The organism is Streptomyces sp. NBC_01477 (assembly GCF_036227245.1).
GTDB lineage: Bacteria > Actinomycetota > Actinomycetes > Streptomycetales > Streptomycetaceae > Actinacidiphila.
Genome location: NZ_CP109445.1, coordinates 3102707 through 3125214 on the forward strand (window position 1 = coordinate 3102707; position 22508 = coordinate 3125214).

Sequence of the window (22508 nt, forward strand, 5' to 3'; positions counted from 1 at the left end):
TGCCCGCGCCGTTCCTCGCGCCCCTACGGGGGTCGTCCTCTGCGGCAGAGGGCAAGCCCCAGGGGGCGCGGGGAACTGCGCGGCCGGCCGGGACGCACCGCGACTGCGCAATGCCACCGCACGTGGCAATCGCCCAGGGGCGCGCGCGACCACAGGCCAGCGGGACTGTGCACGCCACAGGAAGTGGCACCCACATGGGGGAAGCGGGCCCGCGGCCCGCAGGGGCTGGCGCATCCGGGGACGTCAGTGCACCCGGTACGCTCTGCCCGTGCCCACGTCAGGCGCCTCCTCGGGGCGCGACCAGAACCGCCCGCGCCGCCGCGCGCTCAAAGCCCTCAGCGCCGTCCTCGTGCTGGCGGCAGCCGCCCTCGTGGTCTACGAACTCACCGGCAAATCCTCACAAGAAGCCGGCTGCGTCGTCCGCTCCGACGACGACACCCTCAAGCTGACGCAGTCCCAGGCGGCGAACGCCGCGACCATCGCCGCGGTCGCGACGGCCCGCGGCCTGCCGGAACGGGCGGTCACCATAGCCCTGGCCACCGCCTTGCAGGAGTCGCGGCTCGACAATCTGGACCACGGCGACCGCGATTCGCTCGGCCTGTTCCAGCAGCGCCCCTCGCAGGGCTGGGGCACCGCGCAGCAGATCCTCGACCCGGTCTACTCGACCAACTCCTTCTACGACAGCCTGGTCAAGATCGACGGCTACTCCCGCCTCCCGCTGACCGTCGCCGCGCAGAAGGTGCAGAAGAGCGGCTACCCGCAGGCGTACGCCAAGCACGAGGCGGACGCCACGATGCTGTCGGCGGCGCTGGTCGGCCGCAAGGCCGGTGCGCTGAGCTGCCGGACCGGCGCGGACAAGGAGGACAGCGCGGGCGGCGCGCCGGGCGACCCCGCGGTGGTGACGACCCTGCTGGAACGGGAGTTCGGCACCCAGGCGCGGCCGAAGACGGCCGGGGAGCCGGCCCGTACGGTGGCCGTGCCGGCCGCGCCGGCCGGCGGCGGGGCGGCCGGGGACACCGTCAGGCGGGGCTGGCAGCTGGCCCAGTGGTCGGTGGCGCACGCGCACGACCTGAAAGTCGCGGCGGTGTCCTTCAACGGCATGCAGTGGCAGGCGGCCCGCTCCGGCAGCGGCTGGCGCAAGGCGCCGGAGGACGCGGGCGGCAACAGCGACGGCGCGGGCGGCGGGTTCGTCCGGATCACCGTCGCGCAATAGCGCGGGCTGTCACCCGACCGGGAGAACATACGCGGCGGCGCACCGAAGGCCGCCGCGAACCACCCGTCCGGGGGCCGGGAGCATCATGCCCCGGCCCCTCCGCGTGCTCGGCCGTCAGGCGGCCAGCCGGGCCACCGCCGCAGCGACGCGCTCGTCGGTCGCCGTCAGGGCGACGCGGACGAAGTCGGCGCCCGCGGGGCCGTAGAAGTCGCCGGGGGCGACGAGGACGCCGCGTTTGGCCAGGTCCGCCACCGTCTCCCAGCAGCCCTCGCCGCGGGTCGCCCACAGGTAGAGGCTGGCCTCGCTGTGCTCGATGCGGAAGCCGGCCGCCTCAAGGGCGGTACGCAGCGCGACGCGGCGGCGGGCGTAGCGCTGCTTCTGCTCCACCGCGTGGTCCCGGTCGCCGAGCGCGGCGACCATCGCGGCCTGGACGGGCTGCGGCACGATCATGCCGGCGTGCTTGCGCACCGCGAGCAGTTCCGCGACCACCGCCGGATCGCCGGCCAGGAAGGCGCCGCGGTAGCCGGCGAAGTTGGACCGCTTGGACAGCGAGTGGACGGCGATCAGCCCGTCGTGGCTGTCGCCGCAGACGTCCGGGTGCAGCACAGAGACCGGCTCCTCGCCCTCCCAGCCCAGCTCGATGTAGCACTCGTCGGACACCACGAGGACGCCGTGCTCGCGCGCCCAGCCGACGATGCGGCGCAGCTCGGCGGCGCCCAGCACCCGCCCGGTGGGGTTGGAGGGGCTGTTGAGCCACAGCAGCTTGACCCGCGCCGGGTCGAGTTCGGCGACGGGGTCGTCGTAGCGGACCGGCTCGGCGCGGGCCAGCAGCGTGCCGATCTCGTACGTCGGGTAGGCGAGCTGCGGGTAGCCGACCTGGTCGCCCTCGCGCAGGTCGAGCAGCGTCGGCAGCCAGCCGACCAGTTCCTTGGAGCCGATCAGCGCGAGCACATGCCGCGGGTCGGCGCCGGTGACCCCGTGCCAGGTGCGCAGGTAGTCCGCGGCGGCCTCCCGCAGGGCGGCGGTGCCGTACGTCAGCGGGTAGCCGGGGCTGTCGGCCGCGGCGGCCAGCGCCTGCCTGATCACCTCGGGCACCGGGTCCACCGGGGTGCCGACCGAGAGGTCGACGACGCCGTCGGGGTGCGCCGCGGCCGCCGCCTTGTACGGCTCCAGGCGGTCCCACGGGAAGACCGGCAGACGGGCGGAAATGCTCACGTGCTCACACTCTCACTCTGCTCGCACGCCACTGCCCCGTACGGCGCTGCGGCGCGTACAGGGCGGTGGCGGAAGGCGCCCTCGGGCGCGGCGTGCTCTGCTGCGTACCTGGTGCGCTACTGGTTCTGCGGGGACAGCTCGGCGATGAAGGGGTGGTCGCGGTCGATCAGCCCGAGCTTGGATGCGCCGCCGGGCGAGCCCAGCTCGTCGAAGAACTCCACATTCGCCTTGTAGTAGTCCTTCCACTCCTCCGGGGTGTCGTCCTCGTAGAAGATGGCCTCCACCGGGCAGACCGGTTCACACGCGCCGCAGTCGACACATTCGTCCGGGTGGATGTACAAGGACCGGGCGCCCTCGTAGATGCAGTCGACCGGGCACTCTTCGATGCACGCCTTGTCCTTGACGTCGACACAAGGCTGCGCGATGACGTAGGTCACGCTGTCGTTCCTCCTCGATAGGGCTCATCTCGCGCGGGAGCGCGGCGTCGTCGATGCCCGCACCTAGTATCTCCGTTCCTGGGCACGAACCGAACAGGAGGGGCTCACATGCCAGCGGATTTCTCGGCCGGTGCACGACTCGAAGTTCGTATCACGCCCGCTGACGTGGGAAAACGCGTATCTGTGCGGCAGTTGGCCGAGGTCACTGACGGGCATCCTACGTTCACCGATACGGTCGGTGTTCTCGAATCCTGGGACGGAGGAGTGGTGTACATCACGCGGAAGACAGGCGTAACCGTCCGTATCGCGGAATCCGCCCTCGTCGCAGGCAAGATTGTCCCGCCGGCGCCCGTACGGCGCGTCGCCGTGCCGGCGGTGACCGACGACGAGCTGGACGCGGTCGGCGCCCGGGCGTGGCCCGCCACCGAGACCGCCCCGCTCGGCGACTGGACGCTGCGCCACGCGGGGGGCTTCACCCGGCGGGCCAACTCGGTCCTCGCGGGCGGCGACCCCGGGATACCGCCGGACGAGGCACTGGCCGAGGTGGTGCGCTGGTACGGCGAACGCGGCACGACCCCGTACCTCCAACTGGCCGACTCCTCCCCCTACGCCGCCGAGGCCGACGCGCGCGGCTGGGTGCGCGAGGGCGACACGCTGGTCAGGACCGCGCCGCTGGCCCCCCTGACGCTGCTGCCCGAGAGCCCCGCGGGACCCGTCACGCTGGCCAGGACGCCGGACACCGCGTGGCTGACCGCCTACCACCGCACGGGCGGTCTCGCGGACGCCGCGCTCAGGGTGGTCACCGGCGGGCCGTCCGTCTGGTTCGCCACGATGCCCGGCGCGATCGGGCGGGCCGTGGTCGAAGGACCGTGGGCGCTCTTCGGGGCGGTCGAGGTCATACCGCCGCACCGGCGGCAGGGCCTGGCCACCGCCGTCATGGGCGTACTCGCCCGGCGCGCCGCCCAGGAGGGCGCCACGGCCGCGTATCTCCAGGTCGAGGCGGACAACGCGGGCGCCCGCGCCCTCTACGACCGGCTCGGCTTCACCGACCACCACGGCTACCACTACCGGCGACCGGCGGCATGAACCCACCTGCGCCCGAACCCGTACCCGAACGGTTCGCCGCCGCGGCCCGGGAGGAGCGGCCCGACCTGGCGGAGCTGTGCCTGCTCATCGGGGCCCGCGCCGACCCGGCGCTGGACGGCGCCGCCGCCGACGCCGCGCAGATCGAACTCGACCGGCTCGCCGGGCTGCTCCCGCACGGCCTGGCCACCCCGATGGACTGGGCCGCGGCCCTGCACCGCGTGCTGGGCGCCGAGCACGGCTTCCACGGCGCCCCCGGCGACTACCAGCGGCTGTCCTCCTCCCTGCTCCAGGAAGTGCTGCGGCGCCGCCGGGGCCTGCCGATCCTGCTGTCGGTGGTGTGGATCGAGGTCGCCCGCCGCGCCGGCGCCCCCGTCTACGGTGTCGCCCTGCCCGGCCACTTCGCCGTCGGCCTCGGCGACCCCGACGGCCCGCACGTGCTGGTCGACCCCTTCCACGGGGGCCGCGTCATGTCCCACGCCGACGCGGAGATCCTCGCGGCGGGCGCCGACGTCTTCACCCCGGCCGACCCGCTGGACGTCGTCCAGCGCATCCTGAACAACATCCGCGCCTGGGCCGCGCCCCGCCCCGAACACCGCCCGGTCCAGCTCTGGACCCTCGACCTGACGCTGCTCCTCCCCCGCCACCCCGCCAAGTTGCGCTACGAGCGCGCGCAACTGCTGGTCATGATGGGTGACTTCCTCGGCGGGGCCGCGGAGATGGAGTCCTACGCCGATGTCATCGGCGCCTTCGACCCGGAGTCCGCCGGGGTCATCCGCACCAAGGCGCGGGCCGCGCGGGCGCACCTCAACTGACGTCTGCCGCCCGGCGCCTGCTAGAGCCAGCCCTTCTCACGGGCGATACGGACCGCCTCCGCGCGGTTGCGGGCGCCGGTCTTCTGGATCGCGGTGGACAGGTAGTTGCGTACCGTCCCCTCCGACAGGCCGAGCCGCCCGGCGGCCTCGGCGTTGACGCTGCCGTCCGCCACCGCCGTCAGCACGTCCCGCTCCCGCGCGGTCAGCGGGTCCGCCCCTTCGGCCAGCGCCGCGGCGGCCAGCGTCGGGTCGATCACCCGCTCCCCCCGCAGCACCCGCCGCACCGCCTCGGCGAGTTGCGCGGCCGGCGCGTCCTTGACGAGGAAGGCCGCGGCTCCCGACTCCATCGCCCGGCGCAGATACCCGGGCCGCCCGAAGGTCGTCACGATCACGACCTTCACCCGCGGGCACGCCGTACGCAGCAGCGCCGCCGCCTCGATCCCGGTCATCCCGGGCATCTCGATGTCCAGCAGCGCCACATCCGGGGTGTACGCCCTGGCCGCGTCCACGACCTCGTCGCCCCTGGCCACCTGCGCGACGACCTCGATGTCGTCCTCCAGCCCGAGCAGTGTCGCCAGCGCCTCCCTGACCATCGACTGGTCGTCGGCGAGTAGCACCCTCACGGGTGGCGCGTCGGTCATGGGCCTCAGCGTAGGGTCACCCGGTGATACGCATCAGGGCGACCCGGTTGCCGCGGACGGTGAAGGCGAAGTCGGACGGGCCGTTGAAGCCGTTGCCGCCGACCTGAGCGCTCACGGTGGTCGTGTCGCCCTCGGTACGGCAGCCGGTCACGTCCACCCGGACCTGTTTGCCGATGAATTCGGCGTCGCTCCAGCCGCGGATCGCGTCGTGGCCGCGGAATTCGCGGCCCCAGTCGTCGACGGCGCCGTCGTCGGTGAAGGCGGCGAGGAAGTCTTCGATGGCCCCGGCGTTCGCGGCTTCCAGCGCTGCCGCGACGGCGATGGGCAGGGGTGCGTGCGTCATGCCTGCCTCAACGAATGCGGCCTCCGGCCCGGCACCCGCCGAACAGGTTCACCTCTCGCGGTGTCCCGTACCCTTCCGGGGCCTCGCCCCCCTGCTCCTCGCGGTGCGCCGCTGCCCGCCTGCGGCTGTCTCCGCCCCTGGAGTGGCGGCTGCCTGTTTCCACACGACGGTCCTCCGTGGCTTGTCGCGCAGTTCCCCGCGCTCCTGGGTGATTGCCACGTGCGGTGGCACTTCGCACGTGCGGTGCGTCTCGGCTGGGCACCGCGCAGTTCCCCGCGCCCCTGGGAGACGTGCCCTCTGCGGCGGAGGACGAGCCCCGTGGGGGCGCGGGGAACTGCGGCCAGCCCCCGCCGGGCCGCAGGCATGCGGCGGCACCGCGGGCAACGGTCACCCGGGGGCGCGGACCTCGCGCGCTGGGGAGCCCATTCACAGGGTGACCGTTGCCCAGATGCATTTGCCGCCCTCGGTGTAGCGCGTGCCCCAGCGGCGGGCCGTGACGGCGACGAGTTGGAGGCCGCGGCCGAATTCGTCGTCCAGGAGGGGGTGCCGCACCCGCGGCGTCGCCTGGGACCCGTCGTAGACCTCGCAGGTCACGGAGCCGTCAGCGAGGTGCAGGAGGCGCAGCCTCAGGAAGCCGGCGACATCGTCGCCGACATCCGTACCGATGCCCACCGCGTGCCGCACCGCGTTGCCGATGAGTTCGCTCACGACGAGCGTCGCCGTCTCGGTGAGGTCGCCGAGGTCCCACGCGGCAAGCTCCTCCGCCGCGAGGGTCCGCCCGCGCTGGGCGGACTCGGGCGTACGCGGGAGGTCCCACGCGGCGATCCGGCGGGCCGGCACCCGCCCCACGGCCAGCGCCAGCAGAACCGCGTCGTCCTGCCGCTCCGGGTCCGGCGGGAGCTGTTCGTTGATCGTGTCGCACAGCGTGTCGAGCCAGGGGTCGCGGCGGGAGGCGTCGGCCGGCAGCGGGGCGGTGGCCGCGTAACGGGTGAGCAGGTCGGTGAGGGGCGCCGCGTCGCGGTTCGCGGTGTCGAGGAGGCCGTCGCTGTAGAGGACGAGGACGCTGCCCTCGGGCAGTACCGTCTCGGTGACCGGCGCCGGGACCTGCGCCTGGCCGAGCGGCTGGCCGGCCGGGAGGTCCGCCTCGCGGGCCTTGCCGCCGGGCCGGATGACGATGGGCGGCGGGTGGTCGGCGCCCGCGATCCGGCAGTCGCCGGTGGTGGCGTCGTAGAGCACCAGCATGCACGTGGCGGTGAGCGGCCCGAGCCGCCCCGCCACATCGTTGAGGTGGGCCATGATCTCGTCGATGGGCAGGTCGAGCGTGGCGACGGTGAGCGCGGCGTGCCGGATGATGCTCATGGCGATGGCCTGTTCGAGGCCGTGGCCCTTGACGTCGCCGATGACGGCGAGCGTACGGCCGCCGGGCAGCGGGATCGTGTCGTACCAGTCGCCGCCGACCTCCTCCCCCGCCGCGAGCCGGTAGCGGGCGGCGCTGCGTACGGCGATGGTGTCGGGCAGGTCGCCGGGGAGCAGTTCCTGCTGGAGGCGTTCCGCCCGGCGTCTGGCCTCCTCGTAGAGCCTGGCGTTGCCGAGCGCCTGGGCGATGATCACCCCGACGGTGCCGAGCAGCGTCTTCTCCCGCTCGGCGAAGTCGCGGGGCGCGGGCCAGCTGATGATGCACGAGCCGACCCGGCGGTCGCCGACGATCAGCGGCAGTACGGCCCAGGCGCCCGTTCCGCCGTGCCGTGCGAGCGGGGTGAGCTGCGGCCAGTTCCTGTCGAGTTCGGCAAGCGAGGAGAAGAACCGCGGCACCGCCGTGTCGGTGGCGGCGGTGAGCCGCTGCGGCCAGCCGGGCGCCTCCAGCTCCGCGCAGAACTCCGCCGAATAGCCGGTGGCGGCGACCAGCCGGGGCACCGGGCCTGTCAGGTCGTGCACGATCAGGCCGCGCGCGGCGACCAGCGGCAGCACGTGCTCGGTGATCGCCGCGACCACGTCGGAGGTGTCCAGGGCGCGGATCAGCGCCTCGTTCAGCTCGGTCGTCAGGCGGCTGCGTTCCGCCTCGGCCTGCGCGGCGGCCTTCTGCTCGGAGATGTCGGCCATCTGGGTGGCGACGAAGCCGTTCACCTCCACGGCACGCACCAGCCAGGAGGAGGGCGGCCCGCCGTCCGCGTCGTCGTACGTCAGCTCGGCGGTCGCCGCGGCCTCCGGTGCGGCCCGCGCACTGGCCAGCAGTTCCGGGATGCCCCTGCCCGCGAGGCTCGGCTGCTTCTCCCAGGGGACCTCGCCGGTCATCTCGGCGCCCGCGCCGCCGCCGAGTTCCCGGGCGGCCCGGTTGGCCCATTCGACGCGGTTGTCCGCGGACAGGACGTGGATCGGGTCGGGGTGCAGTTCGAGCAGGCCGACGAGCCAGGCGAGCCGGCTGCGGCGGGCGGTGACGTTCCAGATGGTGCCCGCCCTGCGGACCGGGTGCCCGCTGTCGTCGTATTCGAAGCCGGCCCGCAGCTCCACCCAGCTGATGGCGCCGTCCGCGCCGACGACACGGTATTCGACGGCGTACGGCTGCCCGGTCGCGATCGACGCGTCGATGGCCGCCTGCGCGTCGGGCCGGTCGTCGGGGTGGACGCGCTCCATCCAGGTCTCGATCCGGTGGTCCCAGGTGGCGGCGTCCAGGCCGGCCGCGGGGATGAGGCTCTCGGTGACCTCGTCGATGTCCAGCAGCCCGGTGTCGAGGTCCCAGCTCCAGGTCCCGACGCCGACCTGCCGCATCACCTGCTCCCGCACCGCGATCGGCTCCAGCCACCAGGGGGCGCCGCTGGTGCGCCGGTGCCGGGCCCGCGAGAGCCGGGCGCCGAGGGCCGCGGCGACCCGGACGAGGAAGCGCTCGCGCCCGGCGGCCGGGGCGGCGCCGGTGAGGACCGAGAGGGCGCCGACCGGCTCCCCGTCGAGCACGATCGGCGCGGCCAGCAGGCCCCCGGACAGACCGGTGTCCCCGTCCGCCGCCGCGGGCCACCGCGGGGACCAGGTCACGCAGCCGCGCGTCACCGCGTGGGTCGGTGCCGTGGCCGCGGTGAACGGCAGCTCGTCCCAGCGGTGCGCCAGCGGCCCTGGCAGCCCGTTGACCGCCACGAGGCGCAGGGTGCCGTCCGCGGCGCCGCTGAGGTGGACAAGGCCGCCGAAGCCGCTGAGGGCGGCCACGGCCTGCTGGAGGGCGAGCCGCAGCAGTTCGGCCTCGCCGAGGCCTTCTGCGGTTTCGAGCAGGCGCAGCCGGACGGCCTCCGCCGGGTCGTCGCCGGGTTCGCTGTGCGCGGCTGCCATCAACGCATCACCTGCCTCACCCTCCACTCCCATTCTTGCGCCGATCGCCACGCATCGCCCTGGCGGGCAGCCGTCCCCCCATCCGCCGTCACGTGCGGACGGACCGCACCACCGTCGGGGGCCTCAGCCCCCGCTCACCCTCATGTGCGGACGGACCCGCACGACCCCCGGCCGGGGGCGCCCCCCCCACCCAGCGTCGTACGCCGACGGACCGCGCCCCAGGGGGCGACCAGCCCCCACGCACCGTCGCGTGCGGACGCACCGCACCACCCCAAGGGCGCGAGGAACCGCGCGACCAGCCCCCACCGGGGCGCGGGTCGTCACCGACCCGAAGGGTCTCCTCGGTCCGCTCCGGACCACCAGCCGGTGGTGGGTTGCGCGCGCAGTTCCCCGCGCCCCTGATGGGCACCCCCTGCGGGAGGGGAGCCGCCAGAACACCCGCGCCCCGGGGAAGGGCACCCGGCGGTATGTATGACATCTGTCATGCGGAAGACACGACCTCCGCCACTGCCGCGCGCAGCGCCACCCCGCCAAGCTGGACGTATGACAGCGACAGCGACCACGAATGGCGCGACCGGGCGAACCGCGGGCACGGGGGCGGTGCCCGTCGCGAGGTTCACCGCGGTGAACAAGAGCTACGGCGACGTGCACGCGGTGGCGGATCTGAGCCTTGAGCTGCACGCGGGCGAGACGGTGGCGCTGCTCGGCCCGAACGGGGCGGGCAAGTCCACCGCGCTCGATCTGCTGCTCGGGCTCAAGAACGCCGACCGGGGCGAGGTGCGGGTGTTCGGCACGACGCCCGCGCAGGCGATCACGGCCGGGCGGGTCGGAGCCATGCTGCAGAGCGGCGGCCTCATGGAGGACGTGACCGTACGGGAGCTGGTCGGGCTCGCGTGCGACCTGCACCCGAAGGCGTACCCGGTCAGCCAGGTGCTGGCCGGGGCGGACATCGCGGACATCGGGTCGCGGATGGTCAACAAGCTGTCCGGCGGCCAGGAGCAGCGGGTGCGGTTCGCGCTCGCCACGGCCGGCGCGAACGATCTGATCGTGCTGGACGAGCCGACCGTCGGGATGGACGTCAGCGCGCGCCAGGCGTTCTGGGCGACGATGCGCGGCCAGGTGGCCGAGGGGCGGACCGTGCTGTTCGCCACGCACTACCTGGAGGAGGCCGACGCCGTCGCGGACCGCGTCCTGGTGATGCACCAGGGGCGGCTGATCGCGGACGGCACGGCCGCGGAGATCAAGGCGCGGGCGGGCGCCCGGCGGATCACCTTCGACCTCGAAGGGCCGGTGGACGAGGCCGCGCTGCGGGCGCTGCCGCATCTGGTGGGCCTGGACATCACCGGGCCGACCGTCCGCATCCGCTCCGACGACGCCGACGCGACGACCCACGCGGTCTACGGCCTCGGCCTCTACCCGCGCAATCTCGAGGTGGCGGGCCTGGGCCTCGAACAGGCCTTCCTGGCCATCACCGACGCGGCCACCGCCGCGAACGCCGGCACGGCGGGCACCACGAACGCCGACACCGCCGCGCGCGCGGACACCGCCGCGGCCCCGAAGACCGCCGACGCGGACGACAACGGAGCGGGCACGCGATGAACACCCTGGTCAGGCTGGAAATCATCCGCACCCTGCGGAATCGCAAGTTCATGTTCTTCTCGGTGCTCTACCCGGGCCTGCTGTTCCTGATCGTCACCGCGGGCGCGGGAAAGACCAAGAAGCTGGACGGCGTGGACCTCACCGTGGCCGCGTACTACATGGTCGCGATGGCCGCCTTCGGCGCGATGACCGCCGTGCTCATGGGCAATGCCGAGCGCATCGCCCGCGAGCGCGAGAAGGGCTGGGTGCGGCAGCTGCGGCTCACCGCGCTGCCGGGCCGCGGCTATGTGACGGCGAAGATCGCCTCCGCCGCGACCGTCAGCCTGCCGTCGATCCTGATCGTGCTGGTGCTGGGCGCCGCCGTGAAGGGCGTACGCCTCGACGCCTGGCAGTGGGCGGCGATCCTGGTCAGCATCTGGGCGGGCAGCATGGTCTTCGCCGCGCTCGGCGTCGCCATCGGCTATGTCGCGACCGCGGACGTGGCCCGGCCGATCTCGATGCTCTGCTACTTCGTGCTGGCGATGCTCGGCGGCCTGTGGGTGCCCTTCACCACCTTCCCGCACTGGCTCCAGACGCTGGCCGGGTATCTACCGGGCCGCGCGTACGCCGCCCTCGGGCAGTCCATCGAGTTCGGCGACGCCCCGCACGCCAAGGACGTCACCGTGCTCGTCTGCTACCTGGTGCTCTTCGCCGGTACGGCCGCCTGGCTGTACCGCAAGGACACCAGGAAGGCGTAGCGGGAAGGACCGGAGGAGCGGGCACATGAGCGTCGAGGAGACCTGGGCCGGCACCGAGCCGGCCGCCGGCCGGCGGCTGCCCGAGACGCGCCGGCAGGCGCTGATCAGACTGATGTGGATCGGCGTGTGGCTGCTCTACCTGGCCGCGCCCGTCACCGACCTCTTCGGCGGCCACCACTCGGCGGCCGTCACGGCGCTGGCCGGCGCCGGTCTGGCCTGCTTCATCGTGGGCTACCTGTCGCTGGTCTTCCTGCCCGCCCACACCGGGGAGCGCTCCGCGCCCTGGGTCTACGCGCTGCTGGCCGCGCAGACCGCGCTGTCCTTCGTCCTGTCGGCCGGCCTCGGCAAGAACTGGCTGGTGCTCTTCGTGTACGTGGCGGTCTCCTGCGGGGCCGCTCTGCCCGCGGCACAGTCCCGCTGGGCGGTGCCCGGCGTCACCGCGGTGCTGGCCGGTACCGGCGCGTGGGTGGACCGGCCCGGCGACCTCTACCCGTCGCTGGTGGTGCCCGCGCTGCTGGGCGGCTTCGCGATGCTCGGCGTGACGCAACTCGTCCGGACCATGCGGGAGTTGCGGGAGGCTCGGCGCACGGTCGCGCACCTCGCCGCCACCGAGGAGCGCCTGCGGCTGGCCCGCGACCTGCACGATCTGCTCGGGCACTCGCTGTCCCTGATCACGCTCAAGAGCGAACTGGCCGGGCGGATGCTGCCGGGCCGCCCCGAGGACGCGGCGCAGCAGGTAGCGGACATCGAACAGGTCAGCAGGCAGGCGCTGGTGGACGTCCGCGAGGCGGTCAGCGCCTACCGCCGGCCGACGCTGGCCGGCGAGACAGCGACCGCCCGCAGGGCGCTGGCCAGCGCCGGGGTGGCGGTACAGATGCACGTCCCCGACCTGCTGCCGGGTCTTGACACCGATACGGAGGGCGCGCTCGCCTGGGCGCTGCGGGAGGCCACGACGAATGTCGTACGGCACAGCGGCGCCGCGCTGTGCGTGTGCGCGGTGACGGTGGATCCGGAGGCCGGGCTCGCCGTCCTGACCGTCTCGGACGACGGGCGCGGGCCGCTGGGCTCGCGGCCGGGCAACGGGCTCACCGGGCTGGGCGAGCGCCTCGCCCTGGCGGGCGGCACGCTGGTGACCGCCCGCGCGGGCGACGGCGGCTTCACGCTGCGCGCGACGGTCCCCCTCGCGGCCGTTCCCGCCCGGCCTTCCTAGCCGGGCGGCACGGGGGGCTCACCCCGCGTTCTGCAAGGTCACCGTCCGGTCGGCGGGGTTCTCCGCCCCGAGCGCCTGGATCAGCGCGGTGGCCACGTCCTTGGGGGTGACCGCCGTCTTCGTGCCGTCGCCGCGCTCCAGCATTACCCCGTCGAACCTGCTCCCGTACAGCGTCTGCATCGCGTCGAGGTCGATGTGCGGGGCGAGCTTGCCGTCGGGGGTCGCGACCATCGTCAGGAACTGCGGCAGTGTCGTGTTGAAGGAGATGAAGTGGTTCGCGTCCGCGCGCACCGTCACCTTGCCCGACATCGCGGTCTTGCCGAAGCCGTTGACGGCCCGGTCGATCTCGGCCTGCGAGACCTTGGGCGAGGTGGTGGTGGCGCTGAGCACCACCGGGGTGTCCGCGCCGGTCTCCGCGCGGGTGCGGTAGGCCGCCTCGACCTGCGCGGTCGCGGCCACCAGGTCCAGGGTCTGCCGGGGCTTGCCCGGGACCGCGATCGCCTTGTGGTCCTCGAAGCGGACCATCGCGTCGCTGCCCGCGCTGCCCTTGCCGGCCAGCGACTGGAGCGCGACCTTGAGCTTGTCCTCGTCGACGACGAAGACCGGGGCCGCGGTGCGGCTGCCGCCGAAGAGCGAGCCGATCACCGAGACCGGGTTGTAGTCGGCGTGGGCGACCGCCCGTACGGTCGCGTCGGTGTCGATGGACAGGCCCGCCACCGACGGCTTGAGGCTCTGCTTGCGGCCGCCGATGGTGAGCGCGAGGGGGGCGGTGGCGCGGTTGCCGAGCGCGGTGTCCAGCATCTTGACGGCCGCGTCGCGGTTCTGGTTGCCGATGTCCACCCCGAGCGCGGTGGTGCCCTTGGGCACATCGGCGTGGTTCATCAGCAGGCCGGCGCCGTAGGCCAGGACGACGACGCCGACGGCGGCGACCCCGAGCAGCAGCGGCTTGGAGCGGCCCTTCTTCGCCGGCCGGGCGGCGGTGGCCGCGGGCGCCGGCGGCTTGCGGGCCGGGGGCACCGCGGCGGCGGGCTCCGGCTCGGCGGCGCCCTTGCGCGGCTGCCGGGCGGTGCGGGACTCGTCGGCCGGGACCGCGGGGATGCCGCCGACCAGGGTGTCGCTCGACACCCGGTCGTTCCCGCCGCGCGCGGGCGGCCGGAAGCCGTTCGCACCGGCGGGCGGCCGGGGCGTGTCCTGCGTCAGCGGCGGTACGTTCATCGCGCCGGTGGCCGGGCCCGAGGTCGGGCCGTACGGGATGCCCAGCGGGTCCTCGCCGCCGGCGAAGGGCTGGTCGCTCGGGCGCGGCACCCCGGGCGGGAAGTCGGCGGTCCCGAACGGCTGCGACCCGGTGTCGTACGGCGACCGGGTCTCGTCCACGACGGGCATCGCGGCGGTGCTGTCGAAGGCCGGGTCCGCGCCGAAGGCGGCCTGCGACCCGGTGTCGAACGGCGAACCCGTACCGAAGGGCGGTGCCTCGGAGGTGTAGGGGGCGGCGAAACCACCCGCCGGGGTGTCGTGCGGGCCACGGGCGGCCTCGGACTCACCGGGCGCCCCGCCGACCGGCGGCGGCAGATACGGGGTGTTCCCGGTCGGCTCGCCCTGCGCTCCCCCGGGCTCGGTCCGCGGGGATCCGCCCCAGGTGGTGTCGGTCCGCGTGCCCGGCGGGGTCAGCCCGGGCGAGGGTCCCGCGGCGGCGGGGTTGCGGACCGGCAGCGGTACCGCCCCGGTCGGCTCGTCCCGCCCGTAGGGAGAGGCCGGTGCGCCCCCCGGCACGGGCGCGCCGCCCGTGGGCTCGTCCGGCCCGGAGGCCGGCGCGCCCTGCGGCGGCGCCGACGCCTTGCGCGGGGCGAACCAGTCGCTGGTCTTCTCCGGCTCCGGCTCGGCCGGCGCCTCCGCCTCGGGGGCGGGCGTGGCCTGCGCGGGTGCCTCGGCCGCCGCGGCGGCGACAGCGGCGTCGTCGACGGTGGTGCGGACCACGACCGGCGGGATCGGGCGGGAGCCGGGGATGTTGATACGGATCCGGGTCGTCAGCGTGGTCTCGGTCCTGGGCTCGCCAGGCGCGGGCGCCTGCGCGGGCGCGGCGTCCTGCGCCGCGCCCTGCTGGCCGCCGTCGTCGTCCGGTGCCCCCGCGGGCCGCGTCCGCTCCTGCGGGTGCAGCGAGGGGAAGGGGCGGCTGCTGCCGTACGGCGGGGTCCCCGAGGGATACGCGGCACCGCCGCGACCCTGGGGACCGGAGGACGAACTGTCTGTTTCACGAGTCAAAGCAGGCTCTCCCGGTTAGCTACGCCGCCCGACACTGTTCTCCGATTGCGGCTCGCCGGCGGGCCCCACCATACCGACCTGCCGGTGGCCGCGACCCTGGTCGGCCGCAACGCTCGCGCTCAGCCAACCATGCGCTCGCCCCTGCCCGCCAAGTCAGGCGGTATTCGCCCCGGATGAGGTCAGTTGGGGCAGAGTGGCGCAGATCACCGCGGCCAGGGCGCCGCCGAGCAGGTAGAGGTACGCGCCCGCGCCCGCCGCGAAGAGGAAGTCGCCCTCGGGGCGGGTGGAGCTGAGCAGCAGGACCGAGATCAGCCAGAAGCCGGCCGGCACCGCCACCCCGACCCGGCTGCCGGTGGCCTTCAGACCGCCGTAGAAGAGCGCCGCGCAGCCCGCGAGGGACAGCAGCAGGCCGCCGGGGAACAGGCCCGCCTGGACCAGCGCCCCGGCCGCCGCGACGAGGGCGCCGAGGACGGCGAGGCCGGCGTAGCCGAGGATCCGGCCGAGCGTGATCGGGGTGGTCATGACGCGCTCCCGCCGGCCGGGTCCGAGGGGTCGAAGAGGTCGTCCGCCGGGCCGTCGGCGCTGCCGCCCGCGAGCGCGTCGCCGCGGACCTGGCGGTAGCACTCGGTGGCGAAGAACGGCTGCCCGAGGTCGTTGGACAGCGCGAAGAAGGGTCCGTCCACGGCGATCTGGCTGGCGTGCGCGCGCATCGCGGCGGTCTTGCGGTCGCTGTACGCGCTGCCGTCGATCGCCACGGTGACCAGCTTGTCGTCGACCACGCCCGGCACGTCGTCCGGGGTGGCGACGCCCTCGAAGGGGAAGTCCCTGCCGGCCGCCGCGAGGCGGGCGAAGCCCTCCTCCACGACCGAGCGCGGGGTGCAGATCTCGTAGACCCTGTCCACCCGGTGGCCCTGGTCGGCGGCCAGTTCGTAGCCGCGCAGCGCGACCCGGTGGGCCTGGATGTGGTCGGGGTGGCCGTAGCCGCCGTTGTCGTCGTAGGTGACGAGCGCCTGCGGGCGCACGTCCATGATGACCTCGGCCAGGTGGCCCGCCGCCTCGTCCAGGTCGGCCTGCCAGAAGCAGCCGGGCACCTCGTTCTGCGCGACGCCCATCATGCCGGAGTCGCGGTAGCGGCCGGGGCCGCCGAGGAAGCGGTGGTCGGCGACGCCGAGTTCCGACATCGCCGCCGCCAGCTCACCGATCCGGTACTCGCCCAGGGCGTCGTCCCGGTCCGAGGCCAGATGTGCCAGCTCGGGCGGGATGACCTCGCCCTCCTCGCCGAGTGTGCAGGTGACGAGGGTGACGAGGGCACCTTCCGCCGCGTACTTCGCCATGGTGGCGCCGTTGTTGATCGTCTCGTCGTCGGGGTGGGCGTGGACGAGAAGCAGACGGCGCGCGGGTGGTGCGGGCGGGGTGGTTCGGTCGGTCATGGCGGAAGCCTACGACCCCCGCCGGTGGCGCTCAGAACTTGATGTCGGAGATCATCCCCGCGACATTGTTGGTGAGGTCGGTGATCTGTGGTGCCCAGGACGAACTCGCCAGGTAGAAACCCAGCAGCGTGCAAGCGATGGCGTGCCCGGTTTTCAGACCGGACCTGCGGATCAACAAGACCACGACGATCAGCAGCAGCAGCACCGCCGAAATCGAGAGTGCCACAGCGGCTCACCTCCAGGTACGCAGGGTTCATGTCAGTTGCCACATGGTTATTACCCACCCACGGCAACGGATCATAACTTTCCGTGCCACCGCATATGTCGGAGCACGGAAGCACACGGGGGCGCATGACCAGATCCGGCCACCCGCGCCCCGGGGCGCGTTTTCGACTCCGGGTGCTCCGCCGCTGGTAGGAGGCCCGCCACGCCATCCGGCGTTTATCCGGAGGCGATTGTCGGCGCGACCCCCTACTGTCGCGGGTATGACGTACCTCTCATTCCCGCGGCAGCACGCACGGACGCAGCGGTTCACCCTGGGGGCGCCGCGGTCCTTCGCGGTCGCGCCCGGGGGCGAGCGGGTGGCCTTCCTGCGGTCGCGGTCCGGTACGGACACCGCCCAACTGCTGTGGGTGCTGGACCTGCCGGCGGGCGAGGGGGAGCCGCGGGAGCGCGTGGCGGCCGATCCGGCGACGCTGCTCGGCGGCTCCAGGGAGGACCTGCCGGCGGCCGAGCGGGCCCGCAGGGAGCGCAGCAGGGAGGGCTCCGCCGGCGTGGTGTCCTACGCGGTGGACAGCGCCGTGGAGGTGGCCGCCTTCGCCCTGTCCGGGCGGCTGTTCACGGCCGGGCTGGCGCCGGAGGGCGGCGGGGCACGCGAGTTGGCGGTGCCGGGTCCCGTGGTGGACCCGCGGCCCTCGCCGGACGGGCGGTGGGTGGCCTACGCGTCGGGGGGCGCGCTGCGGGTGGTCGGGGCGGACGGCGGCGGCGGGCGCGCGCTGGCCGAGCCGGACGGCGGGCAGGTGACGTGGGGCCTCGCGGAATTCATCGCGGCCGAGGAGATGGGCCGCTCGCGCGGCTTCTGGTGGGCGCCGGACAGCTCCGCGCTGCTGGCCGCCCGGGTGGACGAGTCGGGGGTGCAGCGGCGCTGGATCTCCGAGCCCGCGCAGCCCGACCGGGCGCCCGCCGAGGTCGCCTATCCGGCGGCGGGCACGGCCAACGCGGAGGTCACCCTCGCGCTGCTCGGCCTCGACGGCAGCCGGCGGGACGTGGCATGGGACCGGGAGCGCTTCCCGTACCTGGCGGCGGTGCACTGGACGGCCGCAGGCCCGCCGGTGCTGCTGGTGCAGGCGCGCGACCAGCGCACCCAGCGGTATCTGACGGTGGACCTCGCGACCGGCGCGACCGGGACCGCCGTCACCGAGGAAGATCGAATTTGGCTGGATCTTTTCCCCGGTGTGCCCGCTCTGCGACCAGACGGGACACTGCTGCGGATCACCGACGTGGACGGCGTCCGGGTGCTGATGGCCGGTGACCGGGCGCTCACCGGCGGTGAGTTGCACGTCCGGGCGGTACTGGACGCGGACGGCGGCGACATCCTGGTCAGCGCCTCGGCGGGACCGGACGCGGCCGACCCGGAGACCGGCCAGATCCACGTCCACCGGGTGACCCCGGACGGCGCGGTCCGGGTCAGCGACGAGCCGGGCGTGCATGTCGCGGTGCGCTCCGGCGAGGTCACCGTCCTGGTCTCCGCGGTGCCCGACCGGCCCGGCTCGGCGGTCCGGGTGCTGCGCTCCGGGCGTACGGCCGCCGTCGTCGCCTCGTACGCCGAGGCACCGTCGCTCACCGCCCGGGTGCGCCTCACCGAGGCCGGCAAGCGGCGCATCCCGTGCGCGGTGCTGCTGCCCACCGGGTATGCCGAGGGCGACGGCCCGCTGCCGGTGCTGATGGACCCTTACGGCGGTCCGCACGGCCAGCGCGTGCTGGCCGCGCACAACCCGCACCTGGTCTCGCAGTGGTTCGCCGACCAGGGCTTCGCGGTGATCGTCGCCGACGGCCGCGGGACACCGGGGCGCTCCCCCGAGTGGGAGAAGGGCATCTCCGGCGGGCGGCTGGCCGAGGTGGTCCTCGACGACCAGATCGACGCGCTGCACGCGCTCGCCGAGGTCCACCCGCTCGACCTCGGCCGGGTCGCCATCCGCGGCTGGTCCTTCGGCGGCACGCTGGCCGCGCTCGCGGTGCTGCGCCGGCCCGACGTCTTCCACGCGGGTGTCGCGGGGGCTCCGCTGACCGACCAGCGGCTGTACGACACGCACTACACCGAGCGGTATCTCGGCCACCCGGAGGAGCAGGCCGCGGCCTACGACCGCAACTCGGTCGTCACCGCCGACGGGATTCCCGGACTCGCCGAGCCGGCGCGGCCGTTGATGATCGTGCACGGCTTCGCCGACGACAATGTCCTGGTGGCGAACGCGTTGCGGCTGTCCACGGCGCTGCTTGTGGCCGGCCGCCCGCACGAGGTGTTGCCGCTGTCGGGCGGCATCACGCACATGACCCCGCAGGAGCAGGTGGCGGAGAACCTGCTTCTCCTCCAGGTGGACTTCCTGCGCCGCTCGCTCCGCACCGGGGCGTAGTCCCCGCAGCTCCCCCCGGTGGCGGGCCGGTCGCCCAATTCCCCGCGCCCCCAAGGGGCAGCCACTTCCTGTGGCGTTCACAGTGCCGCCGCGCTGTGGTTGCGCGCGGTTCCCCGCACCCCCGCGGGGCTCGGCTCCTCTCCCGGACAGGGCAAGCATCAGGGGCGCCGGGGGTACCCCCAGTGAAGCCCAGGGGGCGGAACCGCGCGGCCGACCGGGACGGCGCAGCCGGCACGCACCCACCGCAAGTGGAACCCCCCAGGCGAAGCCCTGGGGCGGAACCGCGCGACCGGGCCCACCACTCAGCGCAACCGCCCCCGGTGGGAATGGCGTGCGGTGACCAGGAATCGCGGTCCGTATATCGGTCAGACGACAGCTTTGTTGCTCGCGTGTTAACGCAATTCGCCCGGGCAAGTCCGACAAGTCCCCCCCAGTCGGGGGCTGTCAAGCACGCCTGGACGTCAATCTGCTCAATGTTCGCTCAAGAAGCAGACGATCACGCTTTCTTCCTTCCACGCCCCCTTGACTGGAAGTTGCTTTCATTGCGACAGTCCGGGCAACTCGCGACGCGTCAGCCCGTCGCGCCGTCCCAATCCTGTAGCGGGGGCTATCGCGATGACGAGTTCCACCGAGACCACGGTCTCCGGCACGCCCGGAGAGCCGGATGAGGTCACCGCCGCCCCGCCCGCGGTCGCGGCCGAGCTGGTCGGCCGGTCACCCGGCCAGTTGATGTGGCGTCGCTTCAAACGCGACCGCACGGGGGTCATTTCGGCCTACGTGGTCGCGTTCTTCTTCGTGATCGCGATCTTCGCGCCGCTCATCGCGAAGCTGTACGGCAAGAACCCGTACACGCTGTACGGGCAGAACGAGCCCGGCCTGCTCAACGACTTCGGCTACCCGATCGCGCCCAACGGCGGTATCAGCAGCCGGTTCTGGTTCGGCATCGAGCCGAACCTCGGGCGGGACGTGTTCACCCAGCTGCTCTACGGCATCCGCACCTCGCTGGGCATCGCCGTCGCGGTGACGATCGTGGTGACGGTCACCGCGATCCTGCTGGGCATCTCGGCCGGCTACCTCGGCGGCCGGGTGGACTACTTCATCGGCCGGCTCACCGACCTGCTGATGGCCTTTCCCGCGCAGCTGTTCTTCGTCGCCGTCATGCCGGTGGTCACCGCGATCTTCGTGAGCCCGACCGACGAGACGCCGACGTATCTGCGGGTGGTGGCGCTGATCACGGTGCAGTGGTTCCTGGGCTGGATGGGTCTGTCCCGACTGCTGCGCGGCCAGGTGCTGAGCCTGCGGGAGCGGGAGTTCATCGAGGCGGCCCGGGTCACCGGGGCCTCGTCGTGGCGCATCGTCCGCCGCGAGCTGCTGCCGAACCTCGTCACGCCGATCCTCGTGCAGAGCACGCTGATGCTGCCGAGCTTCGTGACCGCGGAAGCCGGGCTGTCGTTCCTGGGTGTCGGGCTCGTGGAGCCCACGCCGGACTGGGGACGCATGTTCGCCCGCGGCGGTGAGGTCTATCAGAACGACCTCACGTACATGTTCTTCCCCGGGATCGCGATGGTGATCTTCATCGTCGCGTTCAACCTGCTCGGGGACTCGGTCCGGGACGCCTTCGACCCGAAGGCCGCGCGTTAGGGACACCGTTGTGGGGGCGGCGCAGCCCCGCACCGGACCGGCCAGGCAGCTCACAGCATCAACGAACAGGGGTGCAAGAACCGATATGAGACTCTACATGCGTAGAACCCGAGCGACGCTGGTGGCGGTCGCAGCCGGCGCGCTGGTCCTTACCGCGTGCAGCAGTGGCGGGGGCGGCGGTGACAGCACCGGCGAGAACAAGGACGCCAAGGCGAAGCAGAGCAAGAGCGCCCAGCAGTTGGCGGGCCAGATCACCTTCGGTGACGACGCGGCGTCGAAGGGCCCGGCCGAGCCGGTGCCCGGCGCGGTGAGCGGCGGCACGATGAACGTCCTGGAGCGGGACAGCTACACCCACCTGGACCCGGCCCAGATATACGTGCAGAACGAGGGCCAGCTGGCGACGCTGATACACCGCGGCCTGACGACGTACAAGCTGGACAACAAGGGCACCTACACGGTGGTCGGCGACCTGGCCACCAACAGCGGTGAGCAGTCGGACGGCGGCAAGACCTGGACGTTCCACCTCAAGGACGGCATCAAGTTCTCCGACGGTACGCCGATCACGTCCAAGGACATCCGCTGGTCGGTGGAGCGGATGTTCGCCCCGTTCGTGACCAACGGCCCGGTCTACCTCCAGCAGTGGCTGGCCAACGTCAGCGGCACCGACTACCGCAAGCTGCTGCCGGACGGCCCGTACAAGGGCAAGCACCTGCCGGACTCGCTGCTGGCCACGCCGGACGCGAAGACCGTCGTCTTCCACTTCGCCAAGCCGCAGACCGACGCCCCCTACCTGTTCGCGATGCCCGGCTACTCGGTGGTCGATTCCGCGAAGGACACCCAGCTCAAGTACGACAAGGCGCCGGTGGCCTCGGGTCCGTACATGATCAAGAGCTTCGACCAGGGCAAGTCGATGTCCCTGGTGAAGAACCCGAACTGGGACCCGAACAGCGACCCGGCCCGGCACCAGTACGTGGACGGCTTCGCGATCACCTTCAACCACCAGTTCGAGGACTCCACCAAGCGGCTGATGTCCGACTCGGGTGAGAACCAGAACTCGGTGAGCTTCTCGAACCCGGTCGACACCGACAACACCCCGACCGTGGTGGGCACGCCGGCGATCTACAAGCGGACGGTGGCCGGTTACCAGCCCTTCGTCGGCCAGATCGACTTCAACATGAAGAAGGTCACCGACCTCAACGTCCGCAAGGCGCTGGCGCTGGCGATCCCGACCAAGCCCGTCTACCAGGCGCTCGGCGCGACCTACGGCGCCGAGTACGCGGGCGGCTACATCAGCCCCGCGCTGGCCGGCTACCAGAAGGCCGACCCGCTGGGCAAGGTCGCCAACCCCAACGGCGACCAGGTCGCGGCCAAGAAGATCCTCACGGACGCGGGCAAGCTGAACACCAAGATCACCTACGCGTACGTCAACAGCACGCAGGGCCAGCAGTATTCGGTGGCCATCGCCGCCGCGCTCAAGGCCGCGGGCTTCGACGTGCAGCGCAAGGAACTGCCGTCCGACACGTACTACGACCTGATCGGCAAGGTCGACAACCCGTACGACATCTACTCGCAGGCGTGGGGCGCCGACTGGCCCAGCGCGCTGACGGTGATCCCGCCGGTCTTCGACGGCCGGACCATCTCCGACCAGGCGCCGAACTACTCGCACGTCAACGACCCGCACATCAACAGCGAGATCGACCGGATCTCGGCGATCACCGACCCGCAGCAGGCGCAGCAGGCCTGGTTCGCGCTGAACACCTACATCCTCACCAAGGTGATCCCCGCCGTGCCGACCGTCTACTACAAGCAGCTCCAGCTGTTCGGTTCCAAGGTCGGCGGTGCCGTCTACAACAACATGTTCTCCGGCATCGACGCGACCAAGCTCTACCTCAAGAAGTAACCACCCCGCGCACAGTCCCCGTGGGGCCGGACACCGTCCG

At 73.0% G+C, this 22508-nt stretch carries 18 protein-coding genes; 9 read left to right on the top strand and 9 right to left on the bottom strand.

Annotation, left to right across the window (positions count from 1 at the left end; all coding sequences use genetic code 11):
* Positions 1-262 precede the first annotated feature (262 nt).
* Complete coding sequence (locus tag OHA86_RS12525; protein WP_443071983.1) at positions 263-1213, top strand: heavy metal transporter; 951 nt, start codon at positions 263-265, stop codon at positions 1211-1213.
* Between the two features lie 114 nt (positions 1214-1327).
* Here OHA86_RS12525 and dapC read toward each other — a convergent pair whose 3' ends face one another.
* Positions 1328-2428, bottom strand: a complete 1101-nt coding sequence (gene dapC / locus OHA86_RS12530; RefSeq protein WP_329175029.1) for a succinyldiaminopimelate transaminase — start codon at positions 2426-2428, stop codon at positions 1328-1330.
* Between the two features lie 116 nt (positions 2429-2544).
* Complete coding sequence (fdxA, locus tag OHA86_RS12535) at positions 2545-2865, bottom strand: ferredoxin (protein ID WP_329175031.1); 321 nt, start codon at positions 2863-2865, stop codon at positions 2545-2547.
* A 108-nt stretch (positions 2866-2973) separates the two neighbouring features.
* Between fdxA and OHA86_RS12540 the strand changes: the two genes are divergently transcribed.
* Together OHA86_RS12540 and OHA86_RS12545 are read left to right on the top strand one after the other, a co-directional pair.
* Positions 2974-3951: a GNAT family N-acetyltransferase gene (locus OHA86_RS12540; RefSeq protein WP_443071714.1), complete on the top strand. Its 978-nt coding sequence runs from the start codon at positions 2974-2976 to the stop codon at positions 3949-3951.
* Positions 3948-4763 carry a transglutaminase-like domain-containing protein gene (locus OHA86_RS12545; RefSeq protein WP_329175035.1) on the top strand — a complete coding sequence of 272 codons (816 nt, stop codon included), beginning with the start codon at positions 3948-3950 and terminating at the stop codon, positions 4761-4763. The genes OHA86_RS12540 and OHA86_RS12545 overlap by 4 nt, the downstream gene beginning before the upstream one ends.
* A 20-nt stretch (positions 4764-4783) precedes the next feature.
* Here the strand turns inward: OHA86_RS12545 and OHA86_RS12550 are convergent, their stop codons facing one another.
* From OHA86_RS12550 to OHA86_RS12560, 3 genes are all read right to left on the bottom strand, one after another.
* Positions 4784-5404, bottom strand: a complete 621-nt coding sequence (locus tag OHA86_RS12550; RefSeq protein ID WP_329175037.1) for a response regulator transcription factor — start codon at positions 5402-5404, stop codon at positions 4784-4786.
* A gap of 16 nt (positions 5405-5420) precedes the next feature.
* The gene (locus OHA86_RS12555) at positions 5421-5747 is read right to left on the bottom strand and encodes a nuclear transport factor 2 family protein (protein WP_329175039.1); all 327 of its coding nucleotides are present in this window, start codon (positions 5745-5747) and stop codon (positions 5421-5423) included.
* Positions 5748-6173: 426 nt separating this feature from the next.
* On the bottom strand, positions 6174-9062 hold the full coding sequence (locus OHA86_RS12560) for a SpoIIE family protein phosphatase (RefSeq protein ID WP_329175041.1): 2889 nt from the start codon (positions 9060-9062) through the stop codon (positions 6174-6176).
* 543 nt (positions 9063-9605) lie between these two features.
* On the opposite strand from OHA86_RS12560, the gene OHA86_RS12565 reads away from it, so the two are divergent.
* From OHA86_RS12565 to OHA86_RS12575, 3 genes are read left to right on the top strand one after another with little or no spacing between them, the layout of a single operon-like run.
* Complete coding sequence (locus OHA86_RS12565) at positions 9606-10661, top strand: ABC transporter ATP-binding protein (protein ID WP_329175042.1); 1056 nt, start codon at positions 9606-9608, stop codon at positions 10659-10661.
* Positions 10658-11398 carry an ABC transporter permease gene (locus OHA86_RS12570; protein ID WP_329175044.1) on the top strand — a complete coding sequence of 247 codons (741 nt, stop codon included), beginning with the start codon at positions 10658-10660 and terminating at the stop codon, positions 11396-11398. The genes OHA86_RS12565 and OHA86_RS12570 overlap by 4 nt, the downstream gene beginning before the upstream one ends.
* Before the next feature lie 25 nt (positions 11399-11423).
* Positions 11424-12608, top strand: a complete 1185-nt coding sequence (locus OHA86_RS12575) for a sensor histidine kinase (RefSeq protein WP_329175046.1) — start codon at positions 11424-11426, stop codon at positions 12606-12608.
* Positions 12609-12626: 18 nt separating this feature from the next.
* Here the strand turns inward: OHA86_RS12575 and OHA86_RS12580 are convergent, their stop codons facing one another.
* The 4 genes from OHA86_RS12580 to OHA86_RS12595 all read right to left on the bottom strand — a co-directional run bounded on the left by OHA86_RS12580 (position 12627) and on the right by OHA86_RS12595 (position 16523).
* Complete coding sequence (locus OHA86_RS12580; RefSeq protein ID WP_329175048.1) at positions 12627-14867, bottom strand: hypothetical protein; 2241 nt, start codon at positions 14865-14867, stop codon at positions 12627-12629.
* 153 nt (positions 14868-15020) lie between these two features.
* Positions 15021-15389 carry a DUF6113 family protein gene (locus OHA86_RS12585; protein ID WP_329175050.1) on the bottom strand — a complete coding sequence of 123 codons (369 nt, stop codon included), beginning with the start codon at positions 15387-15389 and terminating at the stop codon, positions 15021-15023.
* Positions 15386-16297: an N-acetyl-1-D-myo-inositol-2-amino-2-deoxy-alpha-D-glucopyranoside deacetylase gene (mshB, locus tag OHA86_RS12590; protein ID WP_329175052.1), complete on the bottom strand. Its 912-nt coding sequence runs from the start codon at positions 16295-16297 to the stop codon at positions 15386-15388. Before mshB ends, OHA86_RS12585 begins: the two co-directional genes overlap by 4 nt.
* 31 nt (positions 16298-16328) lie before the next feature.
* Entirely contained in the window at positions 16329-16523 is a 195-nt protein-coding gene (locus OHA86_RS12595) for a hypothetical protein (protein WP_329175053.1), read from the bottom strand.
* A gap of 259 nt (positions 16524-16782) precedes the next feature.
* Between OHA86_RS12595 and OHA86_RS12600 the strand changes: the two genes are divergently transcribed.
* The 3 genes from OHA86_RS12600 (at position 16783) to OHA86_RS12610 (ending at position 22468) form a co-directional block, all read left to right on the top strand.
* A complete protein-coding gene (locus tag OHA86_RS12600) occupies positions 16783-18927 on the top strand; it encodes a S9 family peptidase (RefSeq protein ID WP_329175056.1) in 2145 nt (714 codons plus the stop codon).
* Between the two features lie 615 nt (positions 18928-19542).
* Entirely contained in the window at positions 19543-20568 is a 1026-nt protein-coding gene (locus tag OHA86_RS12605; RefSeq protein ID WP_329175058.1) for an ABC transporter permease, read from the top strand.
* A gap of 97 nt (positions 20569-20665) precedes the next feature.
* Positions 20666-22468, top strand: a complete 1803-nt coding sequence (locus OHA86_RS12610; RefSeq protein WP_329175059.1) for an ABC transporter substrate-binding protein — start codon at positions 20666-20668, stop codon at positions 22466-22468.
* The last annotated feature ends 40 nt before the right edge of the window (positions 22469-22508 follow it).

Bases quoted from the DNA above. Each gene is read 5' to 3' on its own strand.
- OHA86_RS12540 (WP_443071714.1), top strand. From the start codon at position 2,974: ATGCCAGCGGATTTCTCGGCCGGTGCACGACTCGAAGTTCGTATCACG.
- OHA86_RS12545 (WP_329175035.1), top strand. From the start codon at position 3,948: ATGAACCCACCTGCGCCCGAACCCGTACCCGAACGGTTCGCCGCCGCG.
- OHA86_RS12550 (WP_329175037.1), bottom strand. From the start codon at position 5,404: ATGACCGACGCGCCACCCGTGAGGGTGCTACTCGCCGACGACCAGTCG.
- OHA86_RS12555 (WP_329175039.1), bottom strand. From the start codon at position 5,747: ATGACGCACGCACCCCTGCCCATCGCCGTCGCGGCAGCGCTGGAAGCC.
- OHA86_RS12560 (WP_329175041.1), bottom strand. From the start codon at position 9,062: ATGGCAGCCGCGCACAGCGAACCCGGCGACGACCCGGCGGAGGCCGTC.
- OHA86_RS12565 (WP_329175042.1), top strand. From the start codon at position 9,606: ATGACAGCGACAGCGACCACGAATGGCGCGACCGGGCGAACCGCGGGC.
- OHA86_RS12570 (WP_329175044.1), top strand. From the start codon at position 10,658: ATGAACACCCTGGTCAGGCTGGAAATCATCCGCACCCTGCGGAATCGC.
- OHA86_RS12575 (WP_329175046.1), top strand. From the start codon at position 11,424: ATGAGCGTCGAGGAGACCTGGGCCGGCACCGAGCCGGCCGCCGGCCGG.
- OHA86_RS12585 (WP_329175050.1), bottom strand. From the start codon at position 15,389: ATGACCACCCCGATCACGCTCGGCCGGATCCTCGGCTACGCCGGCCTC.
- mshB (WP_329175052.1), bottom strand. From the start codon at position 16,297: ATGACCGACCGAACCACCCCGCCCGCACCACCCGCGCGCCGTCTGCTT.
- OHA86_RS12600 (WP_329175056.1), top strand. From the start codon at position 16,783: ATGACGTACCTCTCATTCCCGCGGCAGCACGCACGGACGCAGCGGTTC.
- OHA86_RS12605 (WP_329175058.1), top strand. From the start codon at position 19,543: ATGACGAGTTCCACCGAGACCACGGTCTCCGGCACGCCCGGAGAGCCG.
- OHA86_RS12610 (WP_329175059.1), top strand. From the start codon at position 20,666: ATGCGTAGAACCCGAGCGACGCTGGTGGCGGTCGCAGCCGGCGCGCTG.